This is a genomic window from Marinobacter sp. G5_S1_61_S3 (assembly GCF_054968585.1).
In genome coordinates this window covers 54473-78922 of sequence record NZ_JBQKUK010000020.1, presented here as the reverse complement: position 1 = coordinate 78922, position 24450 = coordinate 54473, and the positions used below count along the sequence as shown (strand labels likewise).

General features: G+C 58.1%; 22 protein-coding genes. 13 read left to right on the top strand and 9 right to left on the bottom strand.

The genetic code is table 11. The features are described from left to right. The first annotated feature begins 174 nt into the window (after window positions 1-174). The 4 genes from ACTRWH_RS18125 to ACTRWH_RS18110 all read left to right on the top strand — a co-directional run bounded on the left by ACTRWH_RS18125 (window position 175) and on the right by ACTRWH_RS18110 (window position 6167). Window positions 175-2268, top strand: a complete 2094-nt coding sequence (locus ACTRWH_RS18125; RefSeq protein ID WP_462826712.1) for a 3-hydroxyacyl-CoA dehydrogenase NAD-binding domain-containing protein — start codon at window positions 175-177, stop codon at window positions 2266-2268. A gap of 171 nt (window positions 2269-2439) precedes the next feature. Beyond that, complete coding sequence (locus ACTRWH_RS18120) at window positions 2440-3624, top strand: acetyl-CoA C-acyltransferase (RefSeq protein ID WP_462826711.1); 1185 nt, start codon at window positions 2440-2442, stop codon at window positions 3622-3624. 5 nt (window positions 3625-3629) lie between these two features. Continuing rightward, window positions 3630-4736 carry a zinc-binding dehydrogenase gene (locus ACTRWH_RS18115; RefSeq protein WP_036202135.1) on the top strand — a complete coding sequence of 369 codons (1107 nt, stop codon included), beginning with the start codon at window positions 3630-3632 and terminating at the stop codon, window positions 4734-4736. 15 nt (window positions 4737-4751) lie between these two features. Beyond that, on the top strand, window positions 4752-6167 hold the full coding sequence (locus tag ACTRWH_RS18110) for an aldehyde dehydrogenase family protein (RefSeq protein ID WP_462826710.1): 1416 nt from the start codon (window positions 4752-4754) through the stop codon (window positions 6165-6167). A 138-nt stretch (window positions 6168-6305) separates the two neighbouring features. Here ACTRWH_RS18110 and ACTRWH_RS18105 read toward each other — a convergent pair whose 3' ends face one another. Then, complete coding sequence (locus ACTRWH_RS18105) at window positions 6306-6827, bottom strand: QsdR family transcriptional regulator (protein WP_174447638.1); 522 nt, start codon at window positions 6825-6827, stop codon at window positions 6306-6308. 115 nt (window positions 6828-6942) lie between these two features. Between ACTRWH_RS18105 and ACTRWH_RS18100 the strand changes: the two genes are divergently transcribed. The 4 genes from ACTRWH_RS18100 to msrB all read left to right on the top strand — a co-directional run bounded on the left by ACTRWH_RS18100 (window position 6943) and on the right by msrB (window position 11543). Beyond that, entirely contained in the window at window positions 6943-7923 is a 981-nt protein-coding gene (locus ACTRWH_RS18100) for an NAD(P)H-dependent flavin oxidoreductase (RefSeq protein ID WP_075195530.1), read from the top strand. Window positions 7924-8007: 84 nt separating this feature from the next. Beyond that, window positions 8008-8718 carry a response regulator transcription factor gene (locus ACTRWH_RS18095; RefSeq protein ID WP_036202148.1) on the top strand — a complete coding sequence of 237 codons (711 nt, stop codon included), beginning with the start codon at window positions 8008-8010 and terminating at the stop codon, window positions 8716-8718. A gap of 3 nt (window positions 8719-8721) precedes the next feature. After that, window positions 8722-10203 carry a sensor histidine kinase gene (locus tag ACTRWH_RS18090; RefSeq protein ID WP_075195529.1) on the top strand — a complete coding sequence of 494 codons (1482 nt, stop codon included), beginning with the start codon at window positions 8722-8724 and terminating at the stop codon, window positions 10201-10203. Window positions 10204-10322: 119 nt separating this feature from the next. Next, window positions 10323-11543 (top strand): peptide-methionine (R)-S-oxide reductase MsrB, encoded by a 1221-nt coding sequence (gene msrB, locus ACTRWH_RS18085; protein ID WP_075195528.1) that lies wholly within the window; start codon window positions 10323-10325, stop codon window positions 11541-11543. Window positions 11544-11552: 9 nt separating this feature from the next. On the opposite strand, the gene ACTRWH_RS18080 is transcribed toward msrB, so the two are convergent. Together ACTRWH_RS18080 and ACTRWH_RS18075 are read right to left on the bottom strand one after the other, a co-directional pair. After that, on the bottom strand, window positions 11553-12275 hold the full coding sequence (locus ACTRWH_RS18080; protein ID WP_126810831.1) for a 3'-5' exonuclease: 723 nt from the start codon (window positions 12273-12275) through the stop codon (window positions 11553-11555). Then, window positions 12268-14142 (bottom strand): putative nucleotidyltransferase substrate binding domain-containing protein, encoded by a 1875-nt coding sequence (locus tag ACTRWH_RS18075; RefSeq protein ID WP_462826709.1) that lies wholly within the window; start codon window positions 14140-14142, stop codon window positions 12268-12270. Before ACTRWH_RS18075 ends, ACTRWH_RS18080 begins: the two co-directional genes overlap by 8 nt. A gap of 131 nt (window positions 14143-14273) precedes the next feature. Between ACTRWH_RS18075 and cobU the strand changes: the two genes are divergently transcribed. Beyond that, entirely contained in the window at window positions 14274-14789 is a 516-nt protein-coding gene (gene cobU / locus ACTRWH_RS18070) for a bifunctional adenosylcobinamide kinase/adenosylcobinamide-phosphate guanylyltransferase (RefSeq protein WP_462826714.1), read from the top strand. On the opposite strand, the gene ACTRWH_RS18065 is transcribed toward cobU, so the two are convergent. Together ACTRWH_RS18065 and cobT are read right to left on the bottom strand one after the other, a co-directional pair. Then, window positions 14790-15404 (bottom strand): histidine phosphatase family protein, encoded by a 615-nt coding sequence (locus ACTRWH_RS18065; RefSeq protein WP_288075095.1) that lies wholly within the window; start codon window positions 15402-15404, stop codon window positions 14790-14792. 7 nt (window positions 15405-15411) lie between these two features. Then, window positions 15412-16470, bottom strand: a complete 1059-nt coding sequence (cobT, locus tag ACTRWH_RS18060; RefSeq protein ID WP_462826708.1) for a nicotinate-nucleotide--dimethylbenzimidazole phosphoribosyltransferase — start codon at window positions 16468-16470, stop codon at window positions 15412-15414. Window positions 16471-16622: 152 nt separating this feature from the next. Here cobT and cbiB point away from each other — a divergent pair, with 152 nt between their 5' ends. Next, the gene (cbiB, locus tag ACTRWH_RS18055) at window positions 16623-17564 is read left to right on the top strand and encodes an adenosylcobinamide-phosphate synthase CbiB (RefSeq protein WP_462826713.1); all 942 of its coding nucleotides are present in this window, start codon (window positions 16623-16625) and stop codon (window positions 17562-17564) included. A 5-nt stretch (window positions 17565-17569) separates the two neighbouring features. Here cbiB and ACTRWH_RS18050 read toward each other — a convergent pair whose 3' ends face one another. From ACTRWH_RS18050 to cobS, 4 genes are all read right to left on the bottom strand, one after another. Then, window positions 17570-18883, bottom strand: coding sequence for an MFS transporter (locus tag ACTRWH_RS18050; protein WP_273622741.1), 1314 nt, complete (start codon window positions 18881-18883; stop codon window positions 17570-17572). An 84-nt stretch (window positions 18884-18967) separates the two neighbouring features. After that, window positions 18968-19489 (bottom strand): methylated-DNA--[protein]-cysteine S-methyltransferase, encoded by a 522-nt coding sequence (locus ACTRWH_RS18045; RefSeq protein WP_273622742.1) that lies wholly within the window; start codon window positions 19487-19489, stop codon window positions 18968-18970. After that, window positions 19486-21000 (bottom strand): AlkA N-terminal domain-containing protein, encoded by a 1515-nt coding sequence (locus tag ACTRWH_RS18040; RefSeq protein WP_462826707.1) that lies wholly within the window; start codon window positions 20998-21000, stop codon window positions 19486-19488. Before ACTRWH_RS18040 ends, ACTRWH_RS18045 begins: the two co-directional genes overlap by 4 nt. A gap of 63 nt (window positions 21001-21063) precedes the next feature. Then, a complete protein-coding gene (gene cobS, locus ACTRWH_RS18035; protein WP_085681888.1) occupies window positions 21064-21834 on the bottom strand; it encodes an adenosylcobinamide-GDP ribazoletransferase in 771 nt (256 codons plus the stop codon). Window positions 21835-22561: 727 nt separating this feature from the next. Between cobS and ACTRWH_RS18030 the strand changes: the two genes are divergently transcribed. From ACTRWH_RS18030 to ACTRWH_RS18020, 3 genes are all read left to right on the top strand, one after another. Further along, complete coding sequence (locus ACTRWH_RS18030; RefSeq protein WP_462826706.1) at window positions 22562-23128, top strand: tetratricopeptide repeat protein; 567 nt, start codon at window positions 22562-22564, stop codon at window positions 23126-23128. Between the two features lie 105 nt (window positions 23129-23233). Next, on the top strand, window positions 23234-23686 hold the full coding sequence (locus ACTRWH_RS18025; RefSeq protein ID WP_199480262.1) for a hypothetical protein: 453 nt from the start codon (window positions 23234-23236) through the stop codon (window positions 23684-23686). A gap of 100 nt (window positions 23687-23786) precedes the next feature. Beyond that, window positions 23787-24404: a hypothetical protein gene (locus ACTRWH_RS18020; RefSeq protein WP_199480263.1), complete on the top strand. Its 618-nt coding sequence runs from the start codon at window positions 23787-23789 to the stop codon at window positions 24402-24404. The last annotated feature ends 46 nt before the right edge of the window (window positions 24405-24450 follow it).

Below are 24450 nucleotides of genomic sequence, written 5' to 3'. Positions count from 1 at the left end.
GATCCCCGTCCGGGCCTTCCCCGAGCCGATTTTCTCGAAAAACCCCAGAATTCGTTCTGGGGTTTTTTTATGCCTGCATTTTAGTTCATGGTTGAAACCTGCCGAAAACTTGTATTAAATCGTGACTATGTTTCGCTTGTTAAAACTACATTCCATATATGGCGAGGAGATATTATGTCTGAGGTCGTGACTTATAACCGGGAAGGCTCCATCGGCGTGATCACCGTGAATTATCCGCCGGTGAACGCCCTCAGCCATGCGGTTCGTTCCGGCCTGGTCGCTGCACTGGTGCAGGGCCAGAAAGACGCCGACGCCAAGGTACTGTTGCTGGTGTGCGAAGGCCGCACTTTTATTGCCGGGGCCGACATTAGCGAGTTCGGCAAGCCCATGCAGGATCCGGGGCTGCCGTCCGTTGTTGACCAATATGAGAACAGCGATAAGCCAATTGTTGCGGCTGTTCACGGCACTGCGCTGGGCGGTGGCCTGGAAACCGCGTTGGGTTGCCATTACCGGGTGGCCTTGAGCAGCGCCAAGGTGGGATTGCCGGAAGTAAAGCTGGGCTTGTTGCCCGGAGCCGGGGGCACTCAGCGCCTGCCACGTTTGACGGGTGCGCAGAAAGCCCTGGAAATGATCACTTCCGGTGAGTTTGTTGGCGCTCAAGACGCTTTGGCCCTGGGCATTGTTGATGCGGTTGAAGATGGCAATGACATCAAGGCTGTTGGCCTGGCCTACGCACAGAACATTGCCGATGAAGGAAAGCCAGTTCGTCGCGTACGGGATCTGACCGATAAGCTTGAGGCCGACAAGGGTAGCGAGGTGTTTGAACAGTTCCGCGCTGGCCTGCAGAAGAAAGCTCGGGGCCAGTTTTCCCCGTTCAAGTGCGTGGATGCGGTGGAAGCCGCCTTCAGCCTGCCCTTTGAAGACGGCATGAAGCGTGAGCGTGAACTGTTTATGGAGTGCATGGAGTCCCCGCAGCGTGCGGGCCTGATTCATGCATTCTTTGCAGAGCGGGAAGTCGCCAAAGTGAAAGGTCTTCCCAAGGAAACACCTGTTCGTGACATCCATAAAGTGGGTGTTATCGGTGCAGGCACCATGGGCGGCGGCATTGCCATGAACTTCGCCAACGCCGGGATACCCGTGACCATCGCCGAGGTCAAGCAGGAGGCGCTGGACAAGGGTCTGGCAGTGATTCGCCGAAACTACGAGAACACCGCGAAGAAAGGCCGTATCACCCAGGCCCAGGTTGAGGAGCGCATGAGCCTGATCAGCGGCACCCTGACCTATGACGATTTCAGCGATGTGGATCTGGTGATCGAGGCGGTGTTTGAAAGCATGGACCTGAAGAGAAAGATCTTCGGTCAGTTGGACGACGCCTGCAAACCGGGTGCGATTCTGGCGTCCAACACCTCTACCCTCAGTATTGATGACATTGCGGCGGCGACGAAACGTCCGCAGGACGTGATTGGCCTGCACTTTTTCAGCCCCGCCAACGTGATGAAGCTGCTGGAAATTGTGCGCGGTGAAAAAACCTCTGATGAGGTCAAGGCCACCGCCATGGCGTTGGCGAAGAAGATTCGCAAGGTCGGGGTCATGGTGGGCAACTGCTATGGCTTCGTTGGCAATCGCATGCTGCACAAGCGAGGCGCAGAGGCCATGGCGCTGGTCAACGAAGGTGCGAGCCCGCAACAGGTGGACAAGGTACTGACCGACCTGGGCTTCCCCATGGGGCAGTTTGCGATGTCGGACCTGGCCGGTATCGATATTGGCTACAGCATCCGTCAGGAGCGTCGCAAGGCAGGTGAGGACGTGCCGGCGAGCTGGATGGATAAGCTGGCGGAGCAGGGGCGCCTTGGCCAGAAGACCCAGGCGGGCGTGTACAGGTACGAAGAGGGTAATCGCAAGCCGATTCCCGATCCGGAAGTGGACCGGGTTATTGCCGAGTTCCGTCAGGAGCAGGGTATCAAGTCCCGCGAGATCACCGACCAGGAGATTCTGGAGCGGTGCATGTACGTGATGGTCAATGAGGGTGCCAAGATTCTGGAGGAGGGCATTGCGGACCGGTCCCTGGATATCGACATTACCTGGATCTACGGCTATGGCTTCCCGGCCTATCGGGGTGGGCCGATGTTCTGGGCGGATCAGATTGGTCTGGACAACATACTTGGCACCGTTGAACAGTTCTACGATGACCTGGGGGGCGAGCAGTGGAAGCCAGCAGCCCTGTTGCAAAAACTGGTCAGTGAAGGGCGCAAGTTTTCGGACCTTTAAAAGCCTGGCCTGCTGGTGTGGTGGCTGGTCCCGAGGCGGGGTGCCTTTTCTTCTGGGAAAAATAACTCGCTGCGCTCAGACATCTTTTTCCCGGCAGAAAAGGCACCCCACCCCGTGACCGACCATACTGCCGAGGTTTGAGCCACCTACACGTTTACGAAGGAGTTTGTTATGTCTGATGCCGTTATTGTTTCCACTGCCCGTACCGGTCTTGGTAAATCCTACCGTGGCGCACTGAACAACACCCACAGCGTGGATCTGGCCGGCCATGTGATCCAGCAGGCTGTGCAGCGTGCGGGTATCGACCCGAATATTGTTGAAGATGTCATCCTCGGCGCTACGTTCCATGAAGGCGCCCAGGGCAAGAACATCGCTCGGCTGGCGGCGATTCGTGCCGGTCTGCCGGTAACCACCGCTGGCCTTTCGATCAATCGTTTCTGTAGTTCCGGTCTTCAGTCCATCGCCATTGCCGCCCAGCGGGTGGTGTCTGAGAAGGTACCGGCCATGGTGGCGGGTGGCGTCGAATCCATTTCCATGGTGCAGAACGAGAAGCTCAACAGCTTCCATGCTACCAACGATTGGCTGATGAAGAACAAGCCCGAGTTGTATCTGGCGATGATTGAGACCGCCGACATTGTCGCGCAGCGCTATGGCGTTAGCCGTGAGTCTCAGGATGAGTACGCGTTGGTCTCCCAGCAGCGCACCGCCGCAGCTCAGGAAGCGGGTCGGTTTGACGATGAAATCGTGCCCTTTGACGCCACTATGATGGTGAAGGACAAGGAGACGGGTGATGTCAGTTATAAGGACGTCACCCTGACCCGTGACGAGTGCAACCGCCCCAACACCACTCTGGAAGGCCTCCAGGGCCTGAATCCGGTGCGCGGAGACAATCAGTTCGTCACCGCCGGTAACGCGTCCCAGCTGTCTGACGGTGCGTCCGTGTGTACGGTGATGAACAGCACCTATGCCGAGAAAAACAACATCGAGCCCATGGGTATTTTCCGCGGCTTCGCGGTGGCGGGCTGTGAGCCGGATGAGATGGGTATTGGCCCTGTTTTCGCGATTCCACGCCTGTTGGAGCGGAATGGCCTGAAGATGGACGATATCGACCTGTGGGAATTGAACGAAGCCTTCGCGTCGCAGGTAGTTTACTGCCGTGATCGCCTGGGCATTCCCATGGAAAAACTGAACGTCAACGGCGGCTCTATCTCCATTGGCCATCCCTACGGTGTCACGGGCTCTCGCTTGGCCGGTCATGCCCTGATCGAAGGTAAGCGCCGTGGTGCCAAGTATGTGGTCGTAACTATGTGCATTGGCGGTGGCCAAGGCGCGGCTGGTCTTTTCGAGGTGGTGTAAACAGAATGGACAGAAAAGCCAAAGCCGTCGTCTGCCGCGAATGGGGCCAACCCGTTCAGGTGGAAACCATTACCGTGGAAGGTCCGAGGCGGGACGAAATCACCATCAGGATCGGAGCCTGTGGCGTTTGCCATAGTGACCAGTCCGCCACCACCGGCAAAATTCCCTACCCCGCGCCCCTGGTGCTCGGTCACGAAGCCGCCGGTGTTGTTATTGAAGTGGGCGAGGGTGTCACCGCCTTCAAGGAAGGCGACCACGTGGTCAGTTCCTTTATTTCCATGTGCGGCAAATGCCGTCAGTGTGTTCGTGGCCGCCCGGTGCTCTGTGAAAACGCCCGTAAAGCCATGTTTACCCTGCCCGATGGCACTGTTCGCACCAAAGGCGCGGATGGTGAGGATCTCAACGTGTTCGGCGCCTGCGGCGTGATGGCGGAATACGCCACCATGCACGTGGACAACTGCGTCAAAGTGGATGAATCCGTGCCAATGCAGAATGCCGCTCTGGTGGGCTGCGCGGTGATGACCGGCGTTGGTGCCGTGTTCAACACCGCCAACGTTGAACCGGGTTCCCGCACGGCGGTATTCGGTATAGGCGGCGTGGGGCTGAACGCGATTCAGGGCTGCGTCACCGCCGGCGCGGAAATGATCGTGGCAGTGGACAACAACGCGAAAAAGCTGGAAATGGCCCGTGAGTTCGGTGCCACGCACACCGTCAATATCAGCGAGGTGGAGGACGGCGCCAAAGCCGTGAAAAAACTCACGGGCGGCGTGGACTACGCCTTCGAATGCGTGGGCGCCGGCGCAGTGGTTGAACAGGCTTACAAATGCCTGGGTCGGGGTGGTACCGCCGTGGTGGTGGGCGTTTCAGACCCAAAGGATAGAACTTCTATCACCACATTGACGCTTCCAGCCGACGAGAAAACCCTCAAGGGCAGCTGGCTGGGCTCCGCACGTCCACAATACGATTTCCCACGTATCCTGGGGCTCTACAAGGCGGGCAAGCTCAAACTCGACGAACTTGTCACCCGCACTTACCACATTGATGACGCACCCCAGGCCTTCGATGATATGTTGGCTGGCAAGAACGCCCGTGGCGTGATCGTGTTCGACTGATTCAGGAGCAGAACCATGAATGATCTCAGCAAAAACTACATCAACGGCCAATGGGAGAACTGGAATGGTGAGACCATTGATGTTCACGAAGCGGCCACTGGCGACGTGATTGCCAAGGTTCCCGCCTCCGGTCGCGAGGAAATGGAAAAGGCCATCGCCGCTGCCAGCACTGCTTTCGAAAGCTGGTCGGAAAGCACACTGGAAAAGCGATTGCACGTGTTGGAGCAATTGCATGCCGGCCTGAAAGAACGGGCGGGTGAGATAGCCGAAACGGTATGCCGGGAAGTGGGGATGCCTATCAAACTGGCCACCGGTATTCAGGCGGGGCTGCCGGCCACCATCACCAAAAGCTACCTGAAAATGCTGCCGGAATTCACCTTTGCCGAACAGGTCGGCAACTCCGAGGTGCAGTACACGCCGGTGGGTGTGGTGGGATGCATCACCCCCTGGAATTACCCTCTGCACCAGGTCATCCTCAAGGTGGTTCCGGCCATTGCCGCCGGTTGCACGGTGGTGCTCAAGCCGTCTGAAATCGCGCCCCAGAGTGCCTATATCCTGGCGGATATTCTGGACCAGACAGACCTGCCCGAGGGTGTTTTCAACCTGGTCTGCGGCGAAGGCCACACCGTGGGCGACACCCTGATCAAACATCCGGACGTCAACATGGTGTCGTTCACCGGCTCCACCCGCACCGGCAGCCTGATTGCCCACGCTGCTGCCGATGACTTCAAGCGCTTTGCCCTGGAGATGGGCGGCAAGTCCGCCTCGGTTATCCTGTCGGATGCCGACCTGGCGAAAGCGGTCAAGGGAACCGTCAACAACTGCCTGCTGAACTCAGGTCAGACCTGTACGGCGCTGACCCGCATGCTGGTGCCGGCCCAGAAGCATGACGAAGCCTGCGAACTGGCCGCTAATGCGGTGGCGAAAATGACGCCGGGCAATCCGCTGGAAGAAACCACACGCCTGGGCCCGCTGGCTTCGGCCCAGCAGCGGGACAAAGTCATCGACTTTATCAACATCGGTATCAAAGAAGGCGCCACCCTGATTGCCGGCGGCCCGGAAGCTCCGGAAGGCTGCGACAAGGGCTACTTCGTCAAGGCCACGGTGTTCGGCAACGTCAAACCTGACAGCCGCATTGCCCAGGAGGAGATCTTCGGCCCAGTGCTGTGCGTGATTCCTTATCAGGACGAAGCCGAGGCCATCGAGATCGCCAATGGCACTGCCTATGGACTGTCCGGCGCTGTCTGGTCGGCCGATGACGCCCACGCGAAAAAAGTGGCAGGCAAACTGCGCACCGGGCAGGTGTTCGTCAACGGTGGGGACTTCAACCCGTTGGCGCCGTTTGGCGGCTTCGGCCACTCCGGTATCGGGCGTGAGTTTGGTAAGTGGGGACTTGAAGAGTTTCTGGAGGTGCGGTCCCTGCAGCTTTAAGCCTGCTCGTCAGCGGGCAAGGCCCGAGGTGGTGCCCTTTTCTTCTGGGAAAAAGAACTCGCTTCGCTCAGACATCTTTTTCCCGGCAGAAAAGGGCCCCACCCCGTGCCTGACGGACTGTGGCGGATAGGTCTCTGTTCAGGCCGTTCCGCCAAGCATTACACGAACAGCGGTACAGGCGTCCTCCAGCTCCTCTTCACGAGGTTCGCGACCGTTGATGATGTCGCTGTACAGGCAGGATTCGGCCAGGCGCACCATGAAGTAGGACAGGCTGTTCACGTTCAGGGGTGGATTAATATGTCCGCCCGCAATCTGATCCCGAAGGGTGCGGGTGTTGGCCTCAACAGTACGGCTGTGAAGCGTGGACTGGGATGACGTCAGGATTTTGAGTGCGTACTCCGGGTCTTCGCGGATAAACCGCCGCAAAGGTTCAGAGTGCAACAGGGTGGAGTTAATGTGACGGTATACCCCGACGACAAAGTCGACGCCGTTCCCCGGTGTTGCGTTCAGCGCTTCCAGCCTCAGGGGTTCGTAGAGTGACCAGAGCACTTCCCCCAGCAGTAAATCCTTGTTGCCAACCCAGCGAAACAGGGTGGCCCTGCCAATATTCAATTCTGCAGACAGCGATGCCAGATGAATGCGTTCACCTTTCAGCCACATTCTCCGTGCACGCCGGAAGGCATCTGCTGGTGTCGCCCTTGTTGTTGTTTTTTCTGTCACTGCAACCTCGTATCGGTACTCGATTTCATTCTAACGACAAAACAGGAAGCCCGCTATGAAGACCAGAATCACCGAATTGTTTGGTATCCGTCACCCGATTATCCAGGGTGGCATGCATCACGTGGGTTATGCAGAGCTGGCAGCAGCCGTCTCCAACGCCGGTGGTCTTGGTATAATCACCGGGCTGACCCAGCCTACCCCGGAAGACCTGTCTCGGGAAATTGCACGTTGTGCTGAGATGACCGACCAGCCTTTCGGAGTAAACCTGACCTTCCTGCCATCCTTCAAGGCGCCCCCCTATCCGGACTATATCCAGGCCATTGTCGACGGTGGCGTCAAGGTGGTGGAAACCGCCGGGCGCAGTCCCGAGCAATACATGCCGCAGCTCAAGGCCGCGGGTATTAAGGTTATCCATAAATGCACCTCGGTGCGCCATGCCCTGAAGGCCGAAAAAATTGGTTGCGATGCGGTCAGTGTGGACGGCTTCGAATGTGGCGGCCACCCGGGCGAGGATGACATTCCCAACTTTATCCTGCTGCCCCGCGCTGCGGAAGAACTCACCATTCCATTTGTTGCGTCAGGTGGTATGGCGGACGGTCGCAGCCTGGTAGCCGCGATGGCACTGGGTGCAGAGGGCATGAACATGGGTACCCGTTTTCTGGCCACCACAGACGCCCCCATCCACAATAACGTCAAGCAGGCCATTGTCGAAGCGGACGAACTCCAGACCCGCCTCATTATGCGGAACCTCCGTAACACCGAGCGGGTAATGAACAACGCTGCCGTGGAAGAAATCATCCGCATCGAGCACGCGAAAGCCGGTACCGAAACCATTGATGACATTCGCCATCTGGTCACTGGAGTGAAAGGCAGATTGGTGCTTCAGGAAGGTAAGATGGATGAGGCCGCCTGGAGCTGTGGCATGGTGGCGGGACTGATTCACGACATTCCCAGTTGTGAGGAACTGATTGGCCGCATTATGGATGAAGCAGACAATATTATCCGTCAACGCCTGCTGGGCAGCCTGGAGGCCTGATATCGGCGTGATACATTTGTGAACTTTTGGCTCTACACTGGTATCAACTAACGGTAATTTGCGAGCTTCCAGAGCCAGTAACTTATGACACGAAACGTACTGATTGTTGAGGATAACCCGGGTATCGGGGAGCTGGTGCGAATGCACGTGGCGGACCTTGGCATGAATGCGGTTCTCTGTGACCGGGGCGATACCGGGCTGGAGCGTTTTCGCGAAGGGGACATCGACCTGGTGGTGCTTGATCTGATGTTGCCTGGAATGGACGGTCTCTCGGTGTGTCGGGAGATTCGCTCCGGCCCCGGGTATGTGCCGGTGCTGATGCTGACAGCGAAAAGCACGGAGCTGGATCGTGTACTGGGGTTGGAGATGGGGGCGGACGATTACCTCACCAAACCCTTCAGCGTGGCCGAGCTGTCGGCACGGGTGAAAGCCCTGTTCCGGCGGGTGGACGCCATGTCGAGTTCGTCAGGCGAAACGTCCGGGCCCGAAGAGTTGGGTGAATTGGACACTGAAGGTTTGCGTATCGATCCGGCCCGGCGCCGAGTGTTCGTATGGGAACAGGAGGTGGAACTGACGGCCCGCGAGTTCGACCTGCTCTGGCACTTTGCCAGCCACCCGGGACGAGTCTTCAGCCGGGTTCAGCTGCTGGACAAGGTCTGGGGATACAATCACGAAGGGTACGAGCATACCGTCAATACCCACATTAATCGTCTGCGCGGCAAGATTGAGCAAGACCCGGCGCGACCGGAGTTTATCGAAACCGTCTGGGGGGTGGGCTATCGCTTCCGGGACTGAACCATGCTGAAGACACTCTACACCCGGCTGACGTTAGGTCTTTTCCTGCTCCTGTTGGCCGTTGGTCTGCTGTACACCTTTTTCAGCTTGTATTCCCTGCGGGAGTACAACGCGTCTGTTAATCAGGAGCTGCACCGGGATCTGGCGAAAGACCTGGTGGCAGACAGGAATCTGGTCAGTGAAGGGGAACTCGACCGCGGCGCCCTGAAAGAACTCTTTGCGCTGTACATGACCATCAATCCCAGCATTGAAATCTATCTGCTGGATTTGGACGGCACCATTCTCTCTTACTCCGCTGATCCGGCGAAGATCAAACGCAAGCAGGTCTCGCTCGAACCCATCCGCCGCCTGATGAACGATATGGACAGCTACCCGGTACTGGGCGACGACCCCCGCAGCCATGACCGGCAGAAAGTCTTTTCCGTAACGCCGGTGCCGTCGGCTGAAAACCCTGAAGGGTATCTCTATGTGGTGCTGCGCGGCGAGGAATACGATGCTGCGGAAACCATGGCCCGGGGTGGCCAGTTGGTGGAGTTGAGCGCCTGGGCTCTGATTATCAGTCTGGCGGTGGTGATGATAGCGGGGCTGGCGGTCTTCCGGCTGCTGACACGCCGGCTGACCTTGCTGACCCGGCTGGTGGAAGATTTCGAGCACAGTGACATGAGTCGACAGGCCCTACAGAGCACCTGGCGGGGCCGGCGGCCAGTGGTGCGCGACGAAATTGACTACCTGGGTGCCACCTTTGATGACATGGCTAGCCGAATTGCGTCCCAGATCGAACTGCTGACGGAAAAAGACGCCCAGCGCCGGCAACTGGTGGCCCAGGTGTCCCATGACCTGCGTACGCCGCTGGCCTCGATGCAGGGCTATATCGAAAGCCTCAAGCTCAGGCGTGACCGGCTGACAGCGGAAGAGCAAGATCGCTTTCTCGACATTGCCCTCAAGGAGGGCCGACGCCTGAGCCGCCTGGTGGACGAGCTGTTTGAGCTTGCTGCTCTCGAGGCCCGGGAAAAGCAGCCCGTGCCGGAACCCTTTCCGCTGGCGGAGTTGGTGCACGATGTAGTCCAGAAACATGGACAGGAAGCCAGCACCCGGCAGTTGGAACTTGTGGTGGATGGCGATCCGGACCTCCCCCTGGCGTACGCGGACCTGGCCATGACCGAGCGGGTACTGGACAACCTGATCGGCAATGCCATTGCCTACAGTCCCTCAGAGAGCCGCATTGAAGTGGTGTTCGGGCAGGCGGATGGGCTGCCGCAGGTCTGTGTGCACGACAGTGGCCCCGGTATTCCGGAGGAGGACCTGCCCCACATTTTCGATCCTTTCTACCGGGGCGAATCGTCCGGCGGTTCCGGCCACGCCGGCCTGGGGCTGGCTATCGCCCGTAGGATCATGAGTCTTCAGGGCGGTGATATCTGCGTTGAGAACCTGAGCTCCGGCGGGGCATCCTTCTGCATACGCTTACCGGTAGGGCCACCCGAATAGGGCTGCCTGCATCCATAATGATCTCTCCGGCGTTATACAAACGTAATAAACTGGAGAAAGTGATGTGATGAATCCCGTGCAAACTGGTCTCAGTATTCAAAAGGCAAGAGGTTAAGGTTATGAAACGGTATCTGTTACTGACGTCTATTGCGGCAGCGTTCGCATTGACCGGTTTCCAGGTTGGCGCCTCCAAAGGGACGGAATCACAATACGCCCCGGATGACCCAGGCCTGGCGGTTGCTACGTTCGCTGGTGGCTGTTTCTGGTGCGTGGAAGCGGCGTATGAAGAGAAAGTGCCCGGCGTTGTTGAGGCGGTGTCTGGTTATAGTGGCGGCGATGAGAAGAACCCGAACTATAAACAGGTAGCTGGTGGCCGCACAGGCCATACCGAGGCGGTCCAGGTGTACTACGACCCTGACACGATCACCTACGAAGGCCTGCTCCAGGCTCTGTGGCGTACGGCCAACCCGACCGACGTGAAAGGCCAGTATGTGGACCGGGGCAAACAGTACCGGCCGGCGATTTTCTATCACAACGACGCCCAGAAGCGCGCCGCCGAAGCCTCGATAAAGGCACTGGAAGAATCCGGCCGTTACGATCATCCGGTCAAGATTGAAGTGGTGCCTTTCGAAGCGTTCTACGACGCCGAGGAATACCATCAGGATTACTACAAGAAGAACCCGGTGCGCTACCAGTTCTACACCTTCAACTCCGGCCGCTACCAGTTTATCGAGAAAGTCTGGGGCGAGGACGAGAAAGTGGACTATGCGCAGTATCGCCCCGAGAACAACGGTGGTTCCGCACAGGCCACTGTTAACAAAGCATCTGAGGGCAATACCGGCATGAACCTCAGCCGGGTTGAGGCATTCAATCCGGACACGTTCACCAAGCCTGACGACAAAACACTCAAGGCACGGTTGACCGAGACGCAGTACGAAATCACCCAGGAGGATGGCACCGAGCCTGCCTATCGTAATGAGTATTACGATGAAAAACGGGCCGGTATCTACGTGGACATTGTGTCCGGCGAGCCGCTGTTCTCTTCCCGTGACAAGTATAAGTCCAACACTGGCTGGCCCAGCTTTACCAAGCCGATCAGCCCGGACATGGTGGTGGAGAAAGAGGACAACAGCTTCTTCATGACCCGTACGGAGATCCGTAGCCGCTATGCGGATTCCCACCTCGGGCATGTGTTCAACGACGGCCCGGCGCCAACGGGATTGCGCTACTGCATGAACTCGGCAGCGCTTCGGTTCATCCCGTTGGAGAACATGGAGAAGGAAGGGTATGGTGCGCTGATCAGTGAAGTGAAAGAAGCCAGCCGTACCGCTTCCAACTAAGACAACCCGTTACAGCCAGAGATCCCCGATGGGGGTCTCTGGCGAAAAGTGATGCTGGACCTGCGCCATCAGCAACTCGGCGCTGGCCAGCGCATCCACCAGGGCATTGTGCGGTGGGTAGTGTGGCAGCCCATACCGCCGCCGGCTGTCTGCCAGCCGAATTGAGATCGGCTGCTGACCCTTCAACTTCTGCCACCAGGAGCGTTTCCGGTTCGGATGCAGGTAAGCCTCAATGGCCATGGTATCCATCACCGGAAAGCGTATGTCCTCCCCGATTCGCCACTTCAGTGCCATGTTCAGGAACGGACGTTCGATATTGCGGTAGTGCACCACCGGTACGCGCCCGGCCATGCTTTCCAGAAATTCGTCCAGTACGTCGGCCAGATCCGGGGCCTTGTCGATATCGGCATGGGTTATGCCATGTATCGTGATAGAGGTCTGGTGTAACGGCAGTTGCGGTTTCACCAGCCAGTGCCGCGAACCACCCAGTTGCACACGGTCAAGGGTAAAGGGCACCACACCGATACTGACGATGGAGTGACTGTCAGGGTCCAGGCCGGTGGTTTCGAAATCCACGGCTACAAACGGGACGTCGCTCAGAGGCGTTTCCGGCGCCACACAACCTGCCTCGTAGAACGTCTTCAGTCGCGGGTCTTTCGTTTGTGTTGCCAGTTCCCGGTACTGTTCGGGCCAGGACAAAGTGTCGATCTGTGCTGTCTTACCATCAGACATTCCGGGTAGCCTGGGGGTTGTAGCGGAATTTGAGGAACTTTTGTGCCTGGCCGACCACCTGAAAAGCGTCTTTCAGGTGACTGCGTTCGAATGGCGAAAGGTCTTCCGGCCGCACATTGTTGTCTGGCTCTCTTCCTGCTTCGATGGAGAGGGCCTGATGTCGAATACGTACTATGGCAATAAACTCGAAGGCATCCCGAAGGTTATCAACGCCATCTTCCGGGATCAGTTTGGTTTGCCCAATGGCCTTGAGCCGGTTGAAGGTATTCTGTGCCCGTGAGCCACAAGCCAGGGCATGCACCCGGATCAGATCCGACACCGGTGCCGTGCCGCGACGCTTCAGGTTGAAGGTTTTGGCTTGCTTGCCGCTTTCCTCCATCACAAAGGTACGGAAAAAGCCCAGCGGTGGCGTGCGGTTGAGGGCGTTGCGGGCCAGCATGGCCAGGAAGCGCTGGCTATTGCTCGCTTTATCCGCAATGAAGGTTTTCAACTCTTCGGTGTATTCGGTGCGGCCATGGATGCCGTCCAGGTCGAAGAAGATATTGCTGTTGAGCAGCGCCTCCGCCTTGGGGTTTTCGATCCAGTCGGCGAAGTATTCCTTCCACACCCGCAGCGGTTGTCGCCACTTCTGGTTGGTGGCCATGATATCGCCGGTGCAGTAACTGTAGCCGCACTCTGCCAGGCCATCACTGACGAACTTCGCCAGGGCGAGGAAATACTCGTCGTGCTGGGCCGGATCGAAGCTGTCGTCCAGCACCATGGCGTTGTCCTGGTCGGTGACAACGAGTTGCTCGTCCCGGGCCATGGAGCCGAGTGCCATAAAACAATAAGGCACGGGTGGTGGCCCCAGCTTCTCCTCTCCCAGCTCAAGCAGTCGTTGGCTGAAGGTGCGCCCGATGCCAGCCATGGCACTGCCGATCATATGGGAGTTCGCATCTTCACGGACCATGCGCACAAAGGTGTTGGGCACGTCCTTGCTCAAGCGCTTCAGGCCCTTCACATCCTGCTGATGATAGATGTTACTGACCAGATACAGGCTGCTCTGGGATTCGTGTTTGACGATGTCCGACAGTGCAATCACACCCCGCACCTTGTCACCCTCCAATACCGGCAGGTGGTGCACGTTGTTGTGCAGCATGGTCAGCATGGCCTCGAAAATGAAGGCGTCGGAACGGGTGGTGATCAGCTCTTCCGTCATGATGTCGCTGATGGGTGTTTCCGACGGCAGTGCCTCGCAGAGGGCGCGGGTGCGCAGGTCACGGTCGGTAATGATGCCTGAAAGCCGGGGCTGTTTGCCGCTCTCGTCCATCAGCAAGAGGGCCGACACTCCCCGGTCCGTCATGATTCGGGCGGCCTCCTGAAGGCGCACGGTATTGGGTGCCATAACCGGCTCGCGGGAAATCAGCCGGGTCACCCGTGCTGTCATCGGTTGATTCGATTTCTCCCGCCGTGAAAGTGCCGACCGCAGACGTGAATGGTCCTCAATTTCGACAAAATCGGTGAAGTTCTCGTCGTTTTCCCACAAATATTGAAATATTTCGTCGGGAATCAGGTAGATCAGGGAGTCTTCAATAGCCTTGGCCGGAAACCGCACGGTTTTGTTCATCAGCAGACCAAACTGACCGAAAATCTCACCTTCGGTAATGCGGTTGTATAGCTCGCCAGAGCGGCGATAAATCTCGACGGCGCCGCTGCGCACATAGTGCAGGTAGGTGTTTCGTTCGCCCAGCGTGAGAATGTCTGTGCCAGCGCGGAAATAGGCGACTTCGATGCTGGAGACGATACGGTCCAGGACATTCTCCGGCATTTCATCAAACGGAGCGTGCTGGGCCAGGTGGTTGCGTATCTCGATCAGCTCTGCCTGCATTGTTCGCTTCCTTTTCGCACCGGTTACGCCTCTGGAATTTATCACGCAATATAGCAGTGGCGCTGTTTTACGGCCATGATGTTGGGCAAGATAGCGTTGGTTTACACACGAGAGGATGGGTTTTGTCTGCTATTCATACACTGGTCCTTGGGGGCATTCGATCCGGCAAAACCGCGCTGGCGGAGCGTATTGCCTGTGACGCCGGTTCACCGGTGGTCTATGTTGCAACGGCGACCGCCGACGATGAGGAAATGACCCGGCGGGTGGCCCGCCACCGGCAGAATCGGCCGCCGGAATGGGGGTTGGCAGAAGAGCCCTTGAAGCTGGCCTCCCTGCTGGATGGTTACGCCAGGGAACCACAGCCCCCCTTGTTGCTGGTGGATTGCATGAGCCTGTGGGTGAGCAACCTGCTGTTTGCCGGCGATGAAGTGTTTGCCCGTGAGCGTACCGCCTTCCTGCGGGTATTGGAGAACTATCCGGGCCAGATCGTGATTGTCAGTAATGAAGTGGGCCTGGGTACCATCGGCATGGACCCGCTCACCCGCCGTTTCTGCGATGAACTGGGTTGGCTCAACCAGGATCTTGCCACCTGTTGCGAGCGGGTGCTGATGAGCGTGGCAGGGCTGCCGCAAACGTTGAAAGGCTGATTATGCGCCGTGCGTTTGCAGGCAACTGAGCAGGCCATGCTCCGAGATGTCCACGCGGATACGGCTGCGGCAGGCGTAGGGAACCGTTAACGCTGAAAAAGAGCGTTCAGTGGGGATACCCATTACCTCCGCCAGGAGCATGCGAATCACGCCGCCATGGCACACCACGAGTACCCGCTTGCCTGCCGCCTGGGTTTGCCAATCCTGCCAGGCGCTGCTGACCCTTTGCCGGAACTCGGTGATAGCCTCACCACCGGGCGGAGGATAACGAACCGGGTCGCTCCAGAAGCGGTTCAGCGCCTCGGGCGTATCGGCCATGATGTTCTCGGAGGTTCTGCCCTCCCAATCACCGAACGCAATCTCCCGCAGCCGTGGCTCCTGGTGCAACGGAATCTGACGTTGCTCCGCCAACTGTTCTGCGAAGAGGCGGCAGCGCAGCAGTGGGGAGGTGATGATCACATCCCACTGGTCATCGTCCCTGATAGCCGCGTTCATCTGCTGCCAGCCGGTGTCGCTCAGTGGATCATCCTTGCTGCCCCGGAACATGGGCCCGCCGGCAGGTTCACCATGACGGATCAGGTCGAAAAACGCAGTGGTGTTCTGGTTATTGGTCATCCCCGCTTCAGCCCTCGTCCTTGTCGGTCACGCCGGCGTCAGCGAAGCTGGCCATCTGGTTGTGCAGGGCACAGGCACTGCGAAGCAGCGGAACCGCCACCGCAGCGCCGCTGCCTTCACCCAGGCGCATACCCAGATCCAGCAACGGCCTGGCATTCATGGCGTCCAGCACCGCCTGGTGCCCCGGTTCCGCCGAACGATGGGCGAACACAAGCCAGTGCCGCAGTTGTGGTTGTTGGCGAACAGCTACTAAGGCGGCAACGGAAACAATGAATCCGTCCACCAGTACGGGAACGCCGCGCGCCGCGCTACCCAGAATGGCGCTTGCCAGCGCAGCAATCTCGAACCCGCCGAGGGAGGCCAGCACCGCCAGGGGATCGCGGTTGTTGCCATGCCTGGCCAACGCCCGGGCGATGACCTCACACTTTCGAGACACGCCGGCTGCGTCCAGCCCCGTGCCGGGCCCGGCCAGGTTTTCCGGGCTTTGTTCCAGCAACGCGCAGGCCACGGCGGTGGCACTGGTGGTATTGCCGATGCCCATATCGCCGCCCACAAACAGTCGGCACCCGTCATCCGCGGCGCGGGCGGCGGCCCTGTCACCACTGGCCAGCGCCTGTTCAAACTGGCCCGGCGTCATCGCGTCGGTTGTGGCCAGATTGGCGGTGCCCGCTGCGATCTGCTCATCACGTACATCGGTCAACGGCGGAACGTCGCCGACGGTTCCGAGATTTACCACTTCCAGCGAGGCTCCCAGTTCCCGAGCCAACACGCTGATAGCCGCACCCCCGCTGGCAAAGTTCGCAATCATCTGGGCGGTGACTTCCTGGGGGTACGCGGATACGCCCTCCGCACAGATGCCGTGATCCGCCGCGAAAACAGCGATGCGGACAGGGTTGACCTGCGGATGTTGCGTGCGCTGAAGGCCCGCCAGTGTAATCGCTACGTCTTCTAGCTGCCCCAGAGACCCCCGGGGCTTGGTGAGCACGTGTTGGCGTTGCCGTGCCCGCTCAGAAAAATGGGTGTCGGAGGGTGGCAACGGCTGTGTCCAGCAGGAAGGCAGCGGCATGGTTGGATCCTGAGGTGGCAAAGTGTCGGGAGCTGAAGATGGTCTACCCGGCCTGAAAAAGTGTCAAGGATAGCAGCCACTCGGTTAGACTTCCTTTCGATCACGACAACCCACCGCCCGCTCGAAGAGACATTGCTGATTTGAACGCCTTCATTCTCGCCGTGACAGCTTGTTTTATCGCCGTTGTATTGGATCGCTGGCTGGGTGAGCCGCGTCGGTGGCACCCGCTCGTTGGTTTTGGGCATGTCGCCGCCTTCCTCGAACAGAGAATGAATCGTCTACCTGAGCGAATGGCAGGATCGATGGTTCTCGGGTTCCTGGCCCTGTTAATCGCTGTGATACCCGTACTGGCGGCAGCCGAGTGGTTGCGCTGGTGGTTGGGGAACTGGGAATACCTGCTGGTTCAGGCTGTGGTGTTGTATTTTGCCCTGTCCATTCGTGGCCTGACGGAGCATGGCCGTGCCGTGTCTGACGCGTTGCATGGGGGCGATCTTGAGAATGCCCGGGAGCAGGTTGGCCGTATCGTCAGTCGTGATGCAGCGGCGCTTGATGACAATGGCATTGCGATAGCCGCGACCGAGTCCATGTTGGAAAACGGCGCCGATGCCGTGTTCGCCAGCCTGTTCTGGTTTCTCGTAGCCGGCGTTCCGGGCGTATTGCTTCACCGGCTGGTGAACACCCTGGACGCCATGTGGGGGTATCGAACTGATCGCTACCAGTATTTTGGCCGCGCTGCGGCGAGGCTGGACGACGCATTGAACTGGGTACCCGCTCGCCTCACGGCGCTGACCTACAGCCTGCTTGGCGATGTCCGTGGCGGCTTTCGTTGCTGGCGGGCACAGGCGCCGGCCTGGGACAGCCCGAATGCCGGCCCGGTCATGGCGGCAGGGGCCGGGGCTTTGAGTGTTGTACTCGGTGGCCCTGCGCCCTACGCCTCAGGCATCAAGCAACGGCCCGTGCTTGGTGAGGGTGAACCGGCATCGGCCGAGACCATTGATGCGGCTATCCAACTTGTACATCGCGGCGTGTGGTTGTGGCTCGGACTTTTGGCCGCGGTCGCCATTATCGGATGGATAGCCAGCGCCGCGCCCTGAAGGTGTTAGCCGGTTGCTTCCGATTCCCGTGTTTCGCTGGCCGGTATGGTCAACATCAGCAGGAAGCCAATCACCAGGAACACCAGAATGGTGCTCATTCCCCAGCGCTGGCTGTCAGTAACGGCCGTGACCCAACCCACCAACAGCGGGCCAGCAAACGCGGTGGCTTTGCCAGAGAACGCGAACAGGCCGAACATCTGCGTTTGCAGGTGCGGCGGGGCGATGCGGGCCAGGTGGGAACGGCTGGCGGACTGCAATGGCCCCACGAAGATGCCCAGGATCATGCCCCATACCCAGAACGCGGTGGCGCCGTCCACTACCAGAATGGCGAGGGCACTGCAGCCCAATCCCACCAGTGACAGCAGGATAGTGTTGCGCCCGCCGAGGGCGTCATCCACCCAGGCGAAGCCCAGTGCGCCCAAGCCGGCGGTGACGTTCAGGGCGATGGCGAATTGCAGCACTTCCGTAGAGCCCATATTGAAGGTACCCGCCGCGTACACCCCGCCGAAGGTAAAGATAGTGGCCAGGCCATCGGTGTAGAGCATGCGGGCGATCAGGAAGCGCACGATGTCCTTGTATTGGCGAACCTGGGCGATGGACTCCTTCAGTTGCCGGAACCCGGCGCGGGTGGCGGCGGCAATTCCCAGGCCGGTGGATGGGCGGTCCGGAACAAAGATAAAGGCCGGCAGGGCAAATACCAGATACCACACCGCTACCAGCACAAACGTGGCACGCACATGCTCAGCGTTGTCCCGATTGAGATCGAACAGGTTGGCATCGGCTTCGATAAAGCCATACAGCGCCACGATAAGGCTTAGCACACCGCCGGTGTAACCCAGCCCCCACGCCCAGCCTGACCAGCGCCCGGTTCGCGCCGGGCTTGCCAGATCCGGCAGCATGGAGTTGTAGAAAATGAACGCAAACTCGGCACCGAGTGTACCCAGGCCAACCCACAGTGCTGCGTTCCAGAACTGATTCTGCTCCGGCGTGACCGTCCACAACATGGCGCAGGAGACCACGCAAAGCAGGGTGAAGCTGATAAACCAGGGTTTGCGACGGCCGGACTGGTCTGCAATGGCCCCCAATATCGGTGCCAGGATTGCGATGAACACACCGGCAATGCCAACGATGTTGCCCCAGGCTTCCGTGCCTTTTACCTCGTCCTGCACCACTGACACGCTGAAGTACTGAGCGAAGACAAAGGTCAGAATGATGGTGAAAAAGGCGCTGTTGGCCCAGTCGTAGAGCGCCCAGGACCAGAGCGCGCGTTTGTCTTCCGGCTTGCCCTGTGTGGGGGCGACAGGCGATTGCGATGACATGTGGGGCTGGGCTCCTGATCCTTGCACGATAAATCCGTGCGGTGATTGTCGCCATTATCGCCGCAAATGCACAGCCCCGTGGGGTTAAACCCTCTTCAGGTTCCGCGATTCGTGGTCCAGCAACCACGCCTTGCGTTCCAGGCCGCCCGCGTAGCCCGTCAACGTACCATTGGCTCCGATCACCCGGTGGCAGGGGATCAGAATGGCAATGGGGTTGAGGGCATTGGCGCGAGCGACAGCGCGCACCGCCTTCGGGTTGCCCAGGGTGTTTGCCAGCGCACTGTACGAGCGGTGCTCACCCGCTGGAATCCCCGTCAGCCCCTGCCAGACCTGCTGTTGGAACTCGGTGCCGGTCAAGCGGATGTCCTTCCACGGCAGGGGCTTGATCACCCCCGAGAAGTAGGCGTTCAGCCACTTGATAATGGTCCCGGGGGCGCTGTTCGGTTGCTCGCGCCACTCCGGCTGCCGGAACCGGCGGTTTTGCAGCGAGTGCATGCGCTCTTCGTTGTCGTCGAAGTCCAGGTGCACCAGTTGGTCATCCACCGTGGCCAGGCTCAGGGGGCCAACGGGACTGGGGAAGCGGCTGACATGAATTTGAGTTGTCATGATGGTGTCTCCTGCCGGGGTGGATGGGTGTTCAGTGATGTCCACAGGTACTGCGCTGCGTAAGCCCGCCATGGCCGCCAGCGTTCGGCGTGGCGCGTCAGGGCTTTGGCGTCTTGCGGGCCGCCCAGATGGGCCGAAGCCTTGAGTATGCCCAGATCGCTGGCGGGAAACGCGTCTGGATCCCCCAGACCGCGCAGGGCCAGATAGTGGAGTGTCCAGGGGCCGATGCCCCGCATGGGGGCCAACTGCGCCAGCAGGGTGTTGCCATCCTGCTCGGCAAAACCGGGTTCGGCAAACCGGGCGGTGATTCGTGCCAGGGTGTCTGCACGGCTGCCGGGCATACCCAGTTTGTTCAACGGCTGGCCGACGAGTGCTGCCGGTTCCGGGAATCTATGGGTAATACCCGTGCCCCCGGCAAGATCGTCGGGAAGGGGCCGCCCATAACGAGCCACCAGCCGCCCGGCCAGGGTTCGCGCCGCGGAGAGGGACACCTGCTGCCCCAGAATGGCCCGAACCGCAAACTCGAACCGTTCCCAGCTGCCCGGAACGCGCAGGCCGGGATGCCGTGCGACCAGTGGTTCCAATAGCGGGTCCTGCGCCAGGTGTTCGCTGATGCCGGGCAGGTCCGCATCCAGATCAAGCAAACGGCGTATCCGTGCACTCACCTCCAGAATGGACTGCCGTGCCGGCCCACGAAGGATAACCTGCACCCCCGGGGGATTGTCGCTTGGGCGGCAGATGACCAGCCCCGGTTGCCCAGCAATGCAGAGCGATCGCGCGTAGTGGTGCGCGCCAACCGCTTCCAGGCCCGGAATGGCCCGTGCCCGAAAGAAGGTCAGTAACTGCTCACTGTCGAACGGTGGCCGGGCCCGCAGGAACAGAACCAGGTCGTCGTGGGCCGGCAGAAAAAGATCGTCTGCACCGTTCTGTGTGGCTTTGAGCGGTGGCTTGAGACCTCTGCGGAATGCCGTCGGTGCGTTGCCGTAGGCTTCTTTCAGGGTGTGATTGAAGCGGCGCAGGCTTCTGAAACCGGCAATCTCCGCGATCTCCGTCATGCTGAGGTTGCTGTCGACAATCAACTGCCGGGCCCGCAGTAAGCGCCGGGCCTGGGCGTGTTGTTGTGGGGTGGCTCCGGTGTGGCGTTTGTAGAGCTGGCGCAGGTAGCGGTCGGTAATGCCCAGCCGCTCGGCCAGCTCCGCCACGGAGCCGTTATCCAGAGCACCTTCGTCCACCAGCCGCACTGCCCGGGCCACGGTGGTGTGAACCCCGGCAGCAGCCGGGCTGCCAGGTGCCGCTTCTGGCCGGCACCGCAGACAGGGTCGAAAGCCGTTGGCCATGGCCGTTTCTGCAGACGGGTAAAAACGCACGTTCCCCCGCTTGGGCGTCACCGCCGGGCAAATGGGACGGCAGAAAATCCCGGTGGTCAACACAGCGGTGTAGAAGCGACCGTCGAATCGGGCGTCACGGGTTTTCAGTGCCTGGTAGCAAAGGTCATCGTTTAATGTGTCCATGATGGAAAGTGTACCAGCGAAATCCGGAAAAACTCGCCGGATTCGGAACTGACCGTTGAACCTTTACATCGCAAGCCCAAGCAGTAGGACCAGTTCCGCAAACACCACGCTGGCCCCGAGGGTATCGCCGGTATAGCCACCCAGTTGCCGGCGTAAATACCCGCCCCAGACAATGGCCGTACCCAGCGTAGCGATAACGAGCCACAGCAGTGCCCTGGTCTCAAACGGGATGAGGGCCAGAGAGACAATCGCGGTGAACACGGTGGCAATCGCCAGTCGTGAACGCGAGAAATCTTCGGCCACCGGCTTGCTCTTGCTCTTGTCCGGGTCGGTCACATACGGCAGGAAGCCCATGATCATCAGTGGCGCGAGACGCGACACCATCGGGGCCAGGATCAGCGCCAGCCACACCGGTTGAGCTTCAGCCAGCAGCGCAAGTTTCAGCACCAACGCGACCACCAGCGCCACCGTACCGTAGGTGCCGATGCGGCTGTCCTTCATGATCCGCAACCTGGCTTCTAGGGTATACCCGCCGCCCAACGCGTCGACACTGTCGGCCAATCCATCCTCGTGGAACGCGCCGGTAATCCACAGGTGAAAACCCAGAATAAGAATGAGACTGACCAGCGGGCTCCAAAGCTGCACCACAGCCATGTACAGCCCCGCATAAATGACGCCGAGCACCAGCCCAACCAGAGGGAAATAGACACTGCACTGATTCATCAGGCGGGGGGAATAGTCGATACGCACCAGCATGGGAATGCGTGTTAGGAAACCGATGGCCAGCCAGAAGGCTTGCCATTCCCTGGAAACGAGAGGTTTCAGTTGGCTCAATGCGCTGTCCTGCCTTTGGAGATGGTGTGAGTCTGCGGCCAGTTTAGCATTATCGTTGCGTGAGCCTGTTCCACATCGGAAATTCGGCGTTACCCGTGGCCCCTGATTGGCGAACGGGCTTGGTCTAAAACCGACCTCGCAGCCTGGAGTTATACGAACCGGTTCGCAAAACTCCAGGCAAGGGGCGGCAAATCGTTATAAGTATCTGATACTGTTGAAGCTGGTTTAGAGCATTGCGGAGTTATACGCCCTTATTCGTGGGTGCGTTAGAGACCAAGGAGGGCGTATAACTCCGGCGGAAGCCGTGGTGTTTCCTGTTTATATGTTGATTCTAAAGAGATTTATTGGATTGGAAGGGGCGGCCGGAATTGGAGTTATACGAATGGGTGATATACGAACGGGTTCGTATAATACGCTGTTAATGGCCAAGGCCTCGGAAGGATTCAGTCAGTAAAGCAGGGAGTTGCTTTCAAATGTTTACCACCGTCCAACTCGTCTCCCCGCAAAACACTGCAAAATCATTAGGTTTCGTGTTCTGGTTCCTTTCGCCATGGGCTAGGCTGGGTGCAAGCTGCATGGCAGAGGGCATTCGGGTTTGGGTGCCAGGGATAAACCGCCGGGTAACCGGCCATTAACAAGGCGCATCAGTACGCGGCCGATGGCCGCCGGACGCCACTTTCGTGGCGCCGCTGTGCTCAGCGTTAAATATCTCGTAAATGGAGAGTTTATGAGTAAACCTAAAGTTATTTTTGCATCGACCCTTCTGGTGTTTCTAGTGGGTTGTGCTTCTGCGCCAAAAGTTGATATTTCAGGTCTGGAATTGAAAGCTAGCTCTGGTGATCCACAGACTCAAAACGATTTAGGAAGTCACTACCAATTCGGCGATGGAGTTGACAAAAACTTTGCAAAAGCCCTGATGTGGTATGAAAAGTCTGCCGCGCAAGGGCTACCTCTGGCGAAGGCGAACCTCGGTTATATGTATGACCTAGGTTTAGGCACGAATGAAGATGACTCTAAAGCGGTTGAGCTATATGAATCTGCCGCGGAAGCAGGATCAGCGAGAGGTATGATAAACCTAGGGTCAATGTACGTCGCGGGAACAGGCGTTGAGAAAGACTATATTAAAGCTTACAAATGGTTCGATATCGCGCGCTTTTTAACTCAGAAATCATCAGATATGGACGTAAAATGGTCATCTCGTGGTGCTTTAGATGAGCTGAGTAAGTTTATGACTAAAGAGCAAATTGCTGAAGGCAAAGAGCTATCCAAAGAATGGCTTTCAGAGAATCAATAAGAATATTTAACAAGGCGCATCAGTACGTGGCCTTCGGCCACCGGACGGCTTTCAGCCGCCGCTGTGCGCAGCGTTATGCAATCAATCTGAAACTAAGGAGTAATCATGTATATTTGGAAAACATCATCGCTTGCCGAAGATATAAAAAATAATTCGATTGGGCAAAGGGAGTGGAAGAAATACTATTTAGCCGTATCAATATTTATGACTTTAGCTATGTACCTTACCGCCTTATCGCCCAGAGAAGATCTGGTTTCGGTATTGGTAGAGGCCGTAGCGATGGTAGGCATACTTATTTTTGGAGTGAGTATTACGTACACCTCTAATAACGGTGATAGTGGCATTGATTACATATCTAGAATGACGGCTCTGACCTTCCCAATTTTAGTTAAGTTATTTTTGTTGTCGCTATTATTTGGTGTGTTAGTTGGGATTTTAAGTGAAGCTTTATCATTACCTGAATCTGCTATGGAATGGATTATGGTTGGCTTTGTGTCAATAATTCAAATTGGATTTTTTTGGCGTATTAATACCCATATTAAATATATAAATGCATAACAAGCGCAGTCACAGCGATGTGGACTTCCCCCACTTCAGTAGACACGCATCGATAAATCCACGCCGCAAAGCCAGGGCGTTAGATAACAAGGAGAGTTTTGTGAAACCGTATATAAATATGTTTGTCGCCGCAGTTCTGATTTTGGGTGCGGGTTCGGCGGTCGCGGCGGAGCCAGATGTATACAACAACCCGACTGCTGGCCTTGAGGTGACTAAGCCAGCAGACTGGAGTTACGTAACGGCCGCCCAAAACATGGATAACATTAAGGGCGTCAAACTTAAGGATGAGGAGTTTCATGCGGCCATGCAGAAGTATGCAACAGCCCCCCTTGTTGCGATGACCAAATACCCGATGCCGTATGACGACGTAAATCCAAGCTTCAAGGTTAATCTCAAACCATTTGGCGGTCTCAAGGGAAAGTCGCCTCAGGATATTATCAGCCTGGTGATGCCCCAATTTAAGAACGCGTTCCAAGATTTTGTGCTTGTTCAACCACCCAAAGAGGTCTTTGTTTCGGGTATTGAATCGGCCTACGCCCGCATGAATTACACCATGGAAATTCCTGACGGCCGCTCCTTCCAAACCACTTCAGAACTCTGGATCGTTCCTCGCGGAGATTACTTTTTCATGATTGGCGCAGGAACACGCCAGGATGAAAGGACTGGAAGCCGTGAAGAGATTCAAGATATTCTCGCGTCGTTGAAGATTGAGAAATAATTATTTAACAATCGCAGGCACGGCAACGCCCATTACATTGTGCCTT

What these genes read in the sequence shown, in the direction of transcription:
- ACTRWH_RS18125 (WP_462826712.1), top strand. Translation starts at nt 175, where the DNA reads ATGTCTGAGGTCGTGACTTATAACCGGGAAGGCTCCATCGGCGTGATC.
- ACTRWH_RS18120 (WP_462826711.1), top strand. Translation starts at nt 2,440, where the DNA reads ATGTCTGATGCCGTTATTGTTTCCACTGCCCGTACCGGTCTTGGTAAA.
- ACTRWH_RS18115 (WP_036202135.1), top strand. Translation starts at nt 3,630, where the DNA reads ATGGACAGAAAAGCCAAAGCCGTCGTCTGCCGCGAATGGGGCCAACCC.
- ACTRWH_RS18110 (WP_462826710.1), top strand. Translation starts at nt 4,752, where the DNA reads ATGAATGATCTCAGCAAAAACTACATCAACGGCCAATGGGAGAACTGG.
- ACTRWH_RS18105 (WP_174447638.1), bottom strand. Translation starts at nt 6,827, where the DNA reads ATGTGGCTGAAAGGTGAACGCATTCATCTGGCATCGCTGTCTGCAGAA.
- ACTRWH_RS18100 (WP_075195530.1), top strand. Translation starts at nt 6,943, where the DNA reads ATGAAGACCAGAATCACCGAATTGTTTGGTATCCGTCACCCGATTATC.
- ACTRWH_RS18095 (WP_036202148.1), top strand. Translation starts at nt 8,008, where the DNA reads ATGACACGAAACGTACTGATTGTTGAGGATAACCCGGGTATCGGGGAG.
- ACTRWH_RS18090 (WP_075195529.1), top strand. Translation starts at nt 8,722, where the DNA reads ATGCTGAAGACACTCTACACCCGGCTGACGTTAGGTCTTTTCCTGCTC.
- msrB (WP_075195528.1), top strand. Translation starts at nt 10,323, where the DNA reads ATGAAACGGTATCTGTTACTGACGTCTATTGCGGCAGCGTTCGCATTG.
- ACTRWH_RS18080 (WP_126810831.1), bottom strand. Translation starts at nt 12,275, where the DNA reads ATGTCTGATGGTAAGACAGCACAGATCGACACTTTGTCCTGGCCCGAA.
- ACTRWH_RS18075 (WP_462826709.1), bottom strand. Translation starts at nt 14,142, where the DNA reads ATGCAGGCAGAGCTGATCGAGATACGCAACCACCTGGCCCAGCACGCT.
- ACTRWH_RS18065 (WP_288075095.1), bottom strand. Translation starts at nt 15,404, where the DNA reads ATGACCAATAACCAGAACACCACTGCGTTTTTCGACCTGATCCGTCAT.
- cobT (WP_462826708.1), bottom strand. Translation starts at nt 16,470, where the DNA reads ATGCCGCTGCCTTCCTGCTGGACACAGCCGTTGCCACCCTCCGACACC.
- ACTRWH_RS18050 (WP_273622741.1), bottom strand. Translation starts at nt 18,883, where the DNA reads ATGTCATCGCAATCGCCTGTCGCCCCCACACAGGGCAAGCCGGAAGAC.
- ACTRWH_RS18045 (WP_273622742.1), bottom strand. Translation starts at nt 19,489, where the DNA reads ATGACAACTCAAATTCATGTCAGCCGCTTCCCCAGTCCCGTTGGCCCC.
- ACTRWH_RS18040 (WP_462826707.1), bottom strand. Translation starts at nt 21,000, where the DNA reads ATGGACACATTAAACGATGACCTTTGCTACCAGGCACTGAAAACCCGT.
- ACTRWH_RS18030 (WP_462826706.1), top strand. Translation starts at nt 22,562, where the DNA reads ATGAGTAAACCTAAAGTTATTTTTGCATCGACCCTTCTGGTGTTTCTA.
- ACTRWH_RS18025 (WP_199480262.1), top strand. Translation starts at nt 23,234, where the DNA reads ATGTATATTTGGAAAACATCATCGCTTGCCGAAGATATAAAAAATAAT.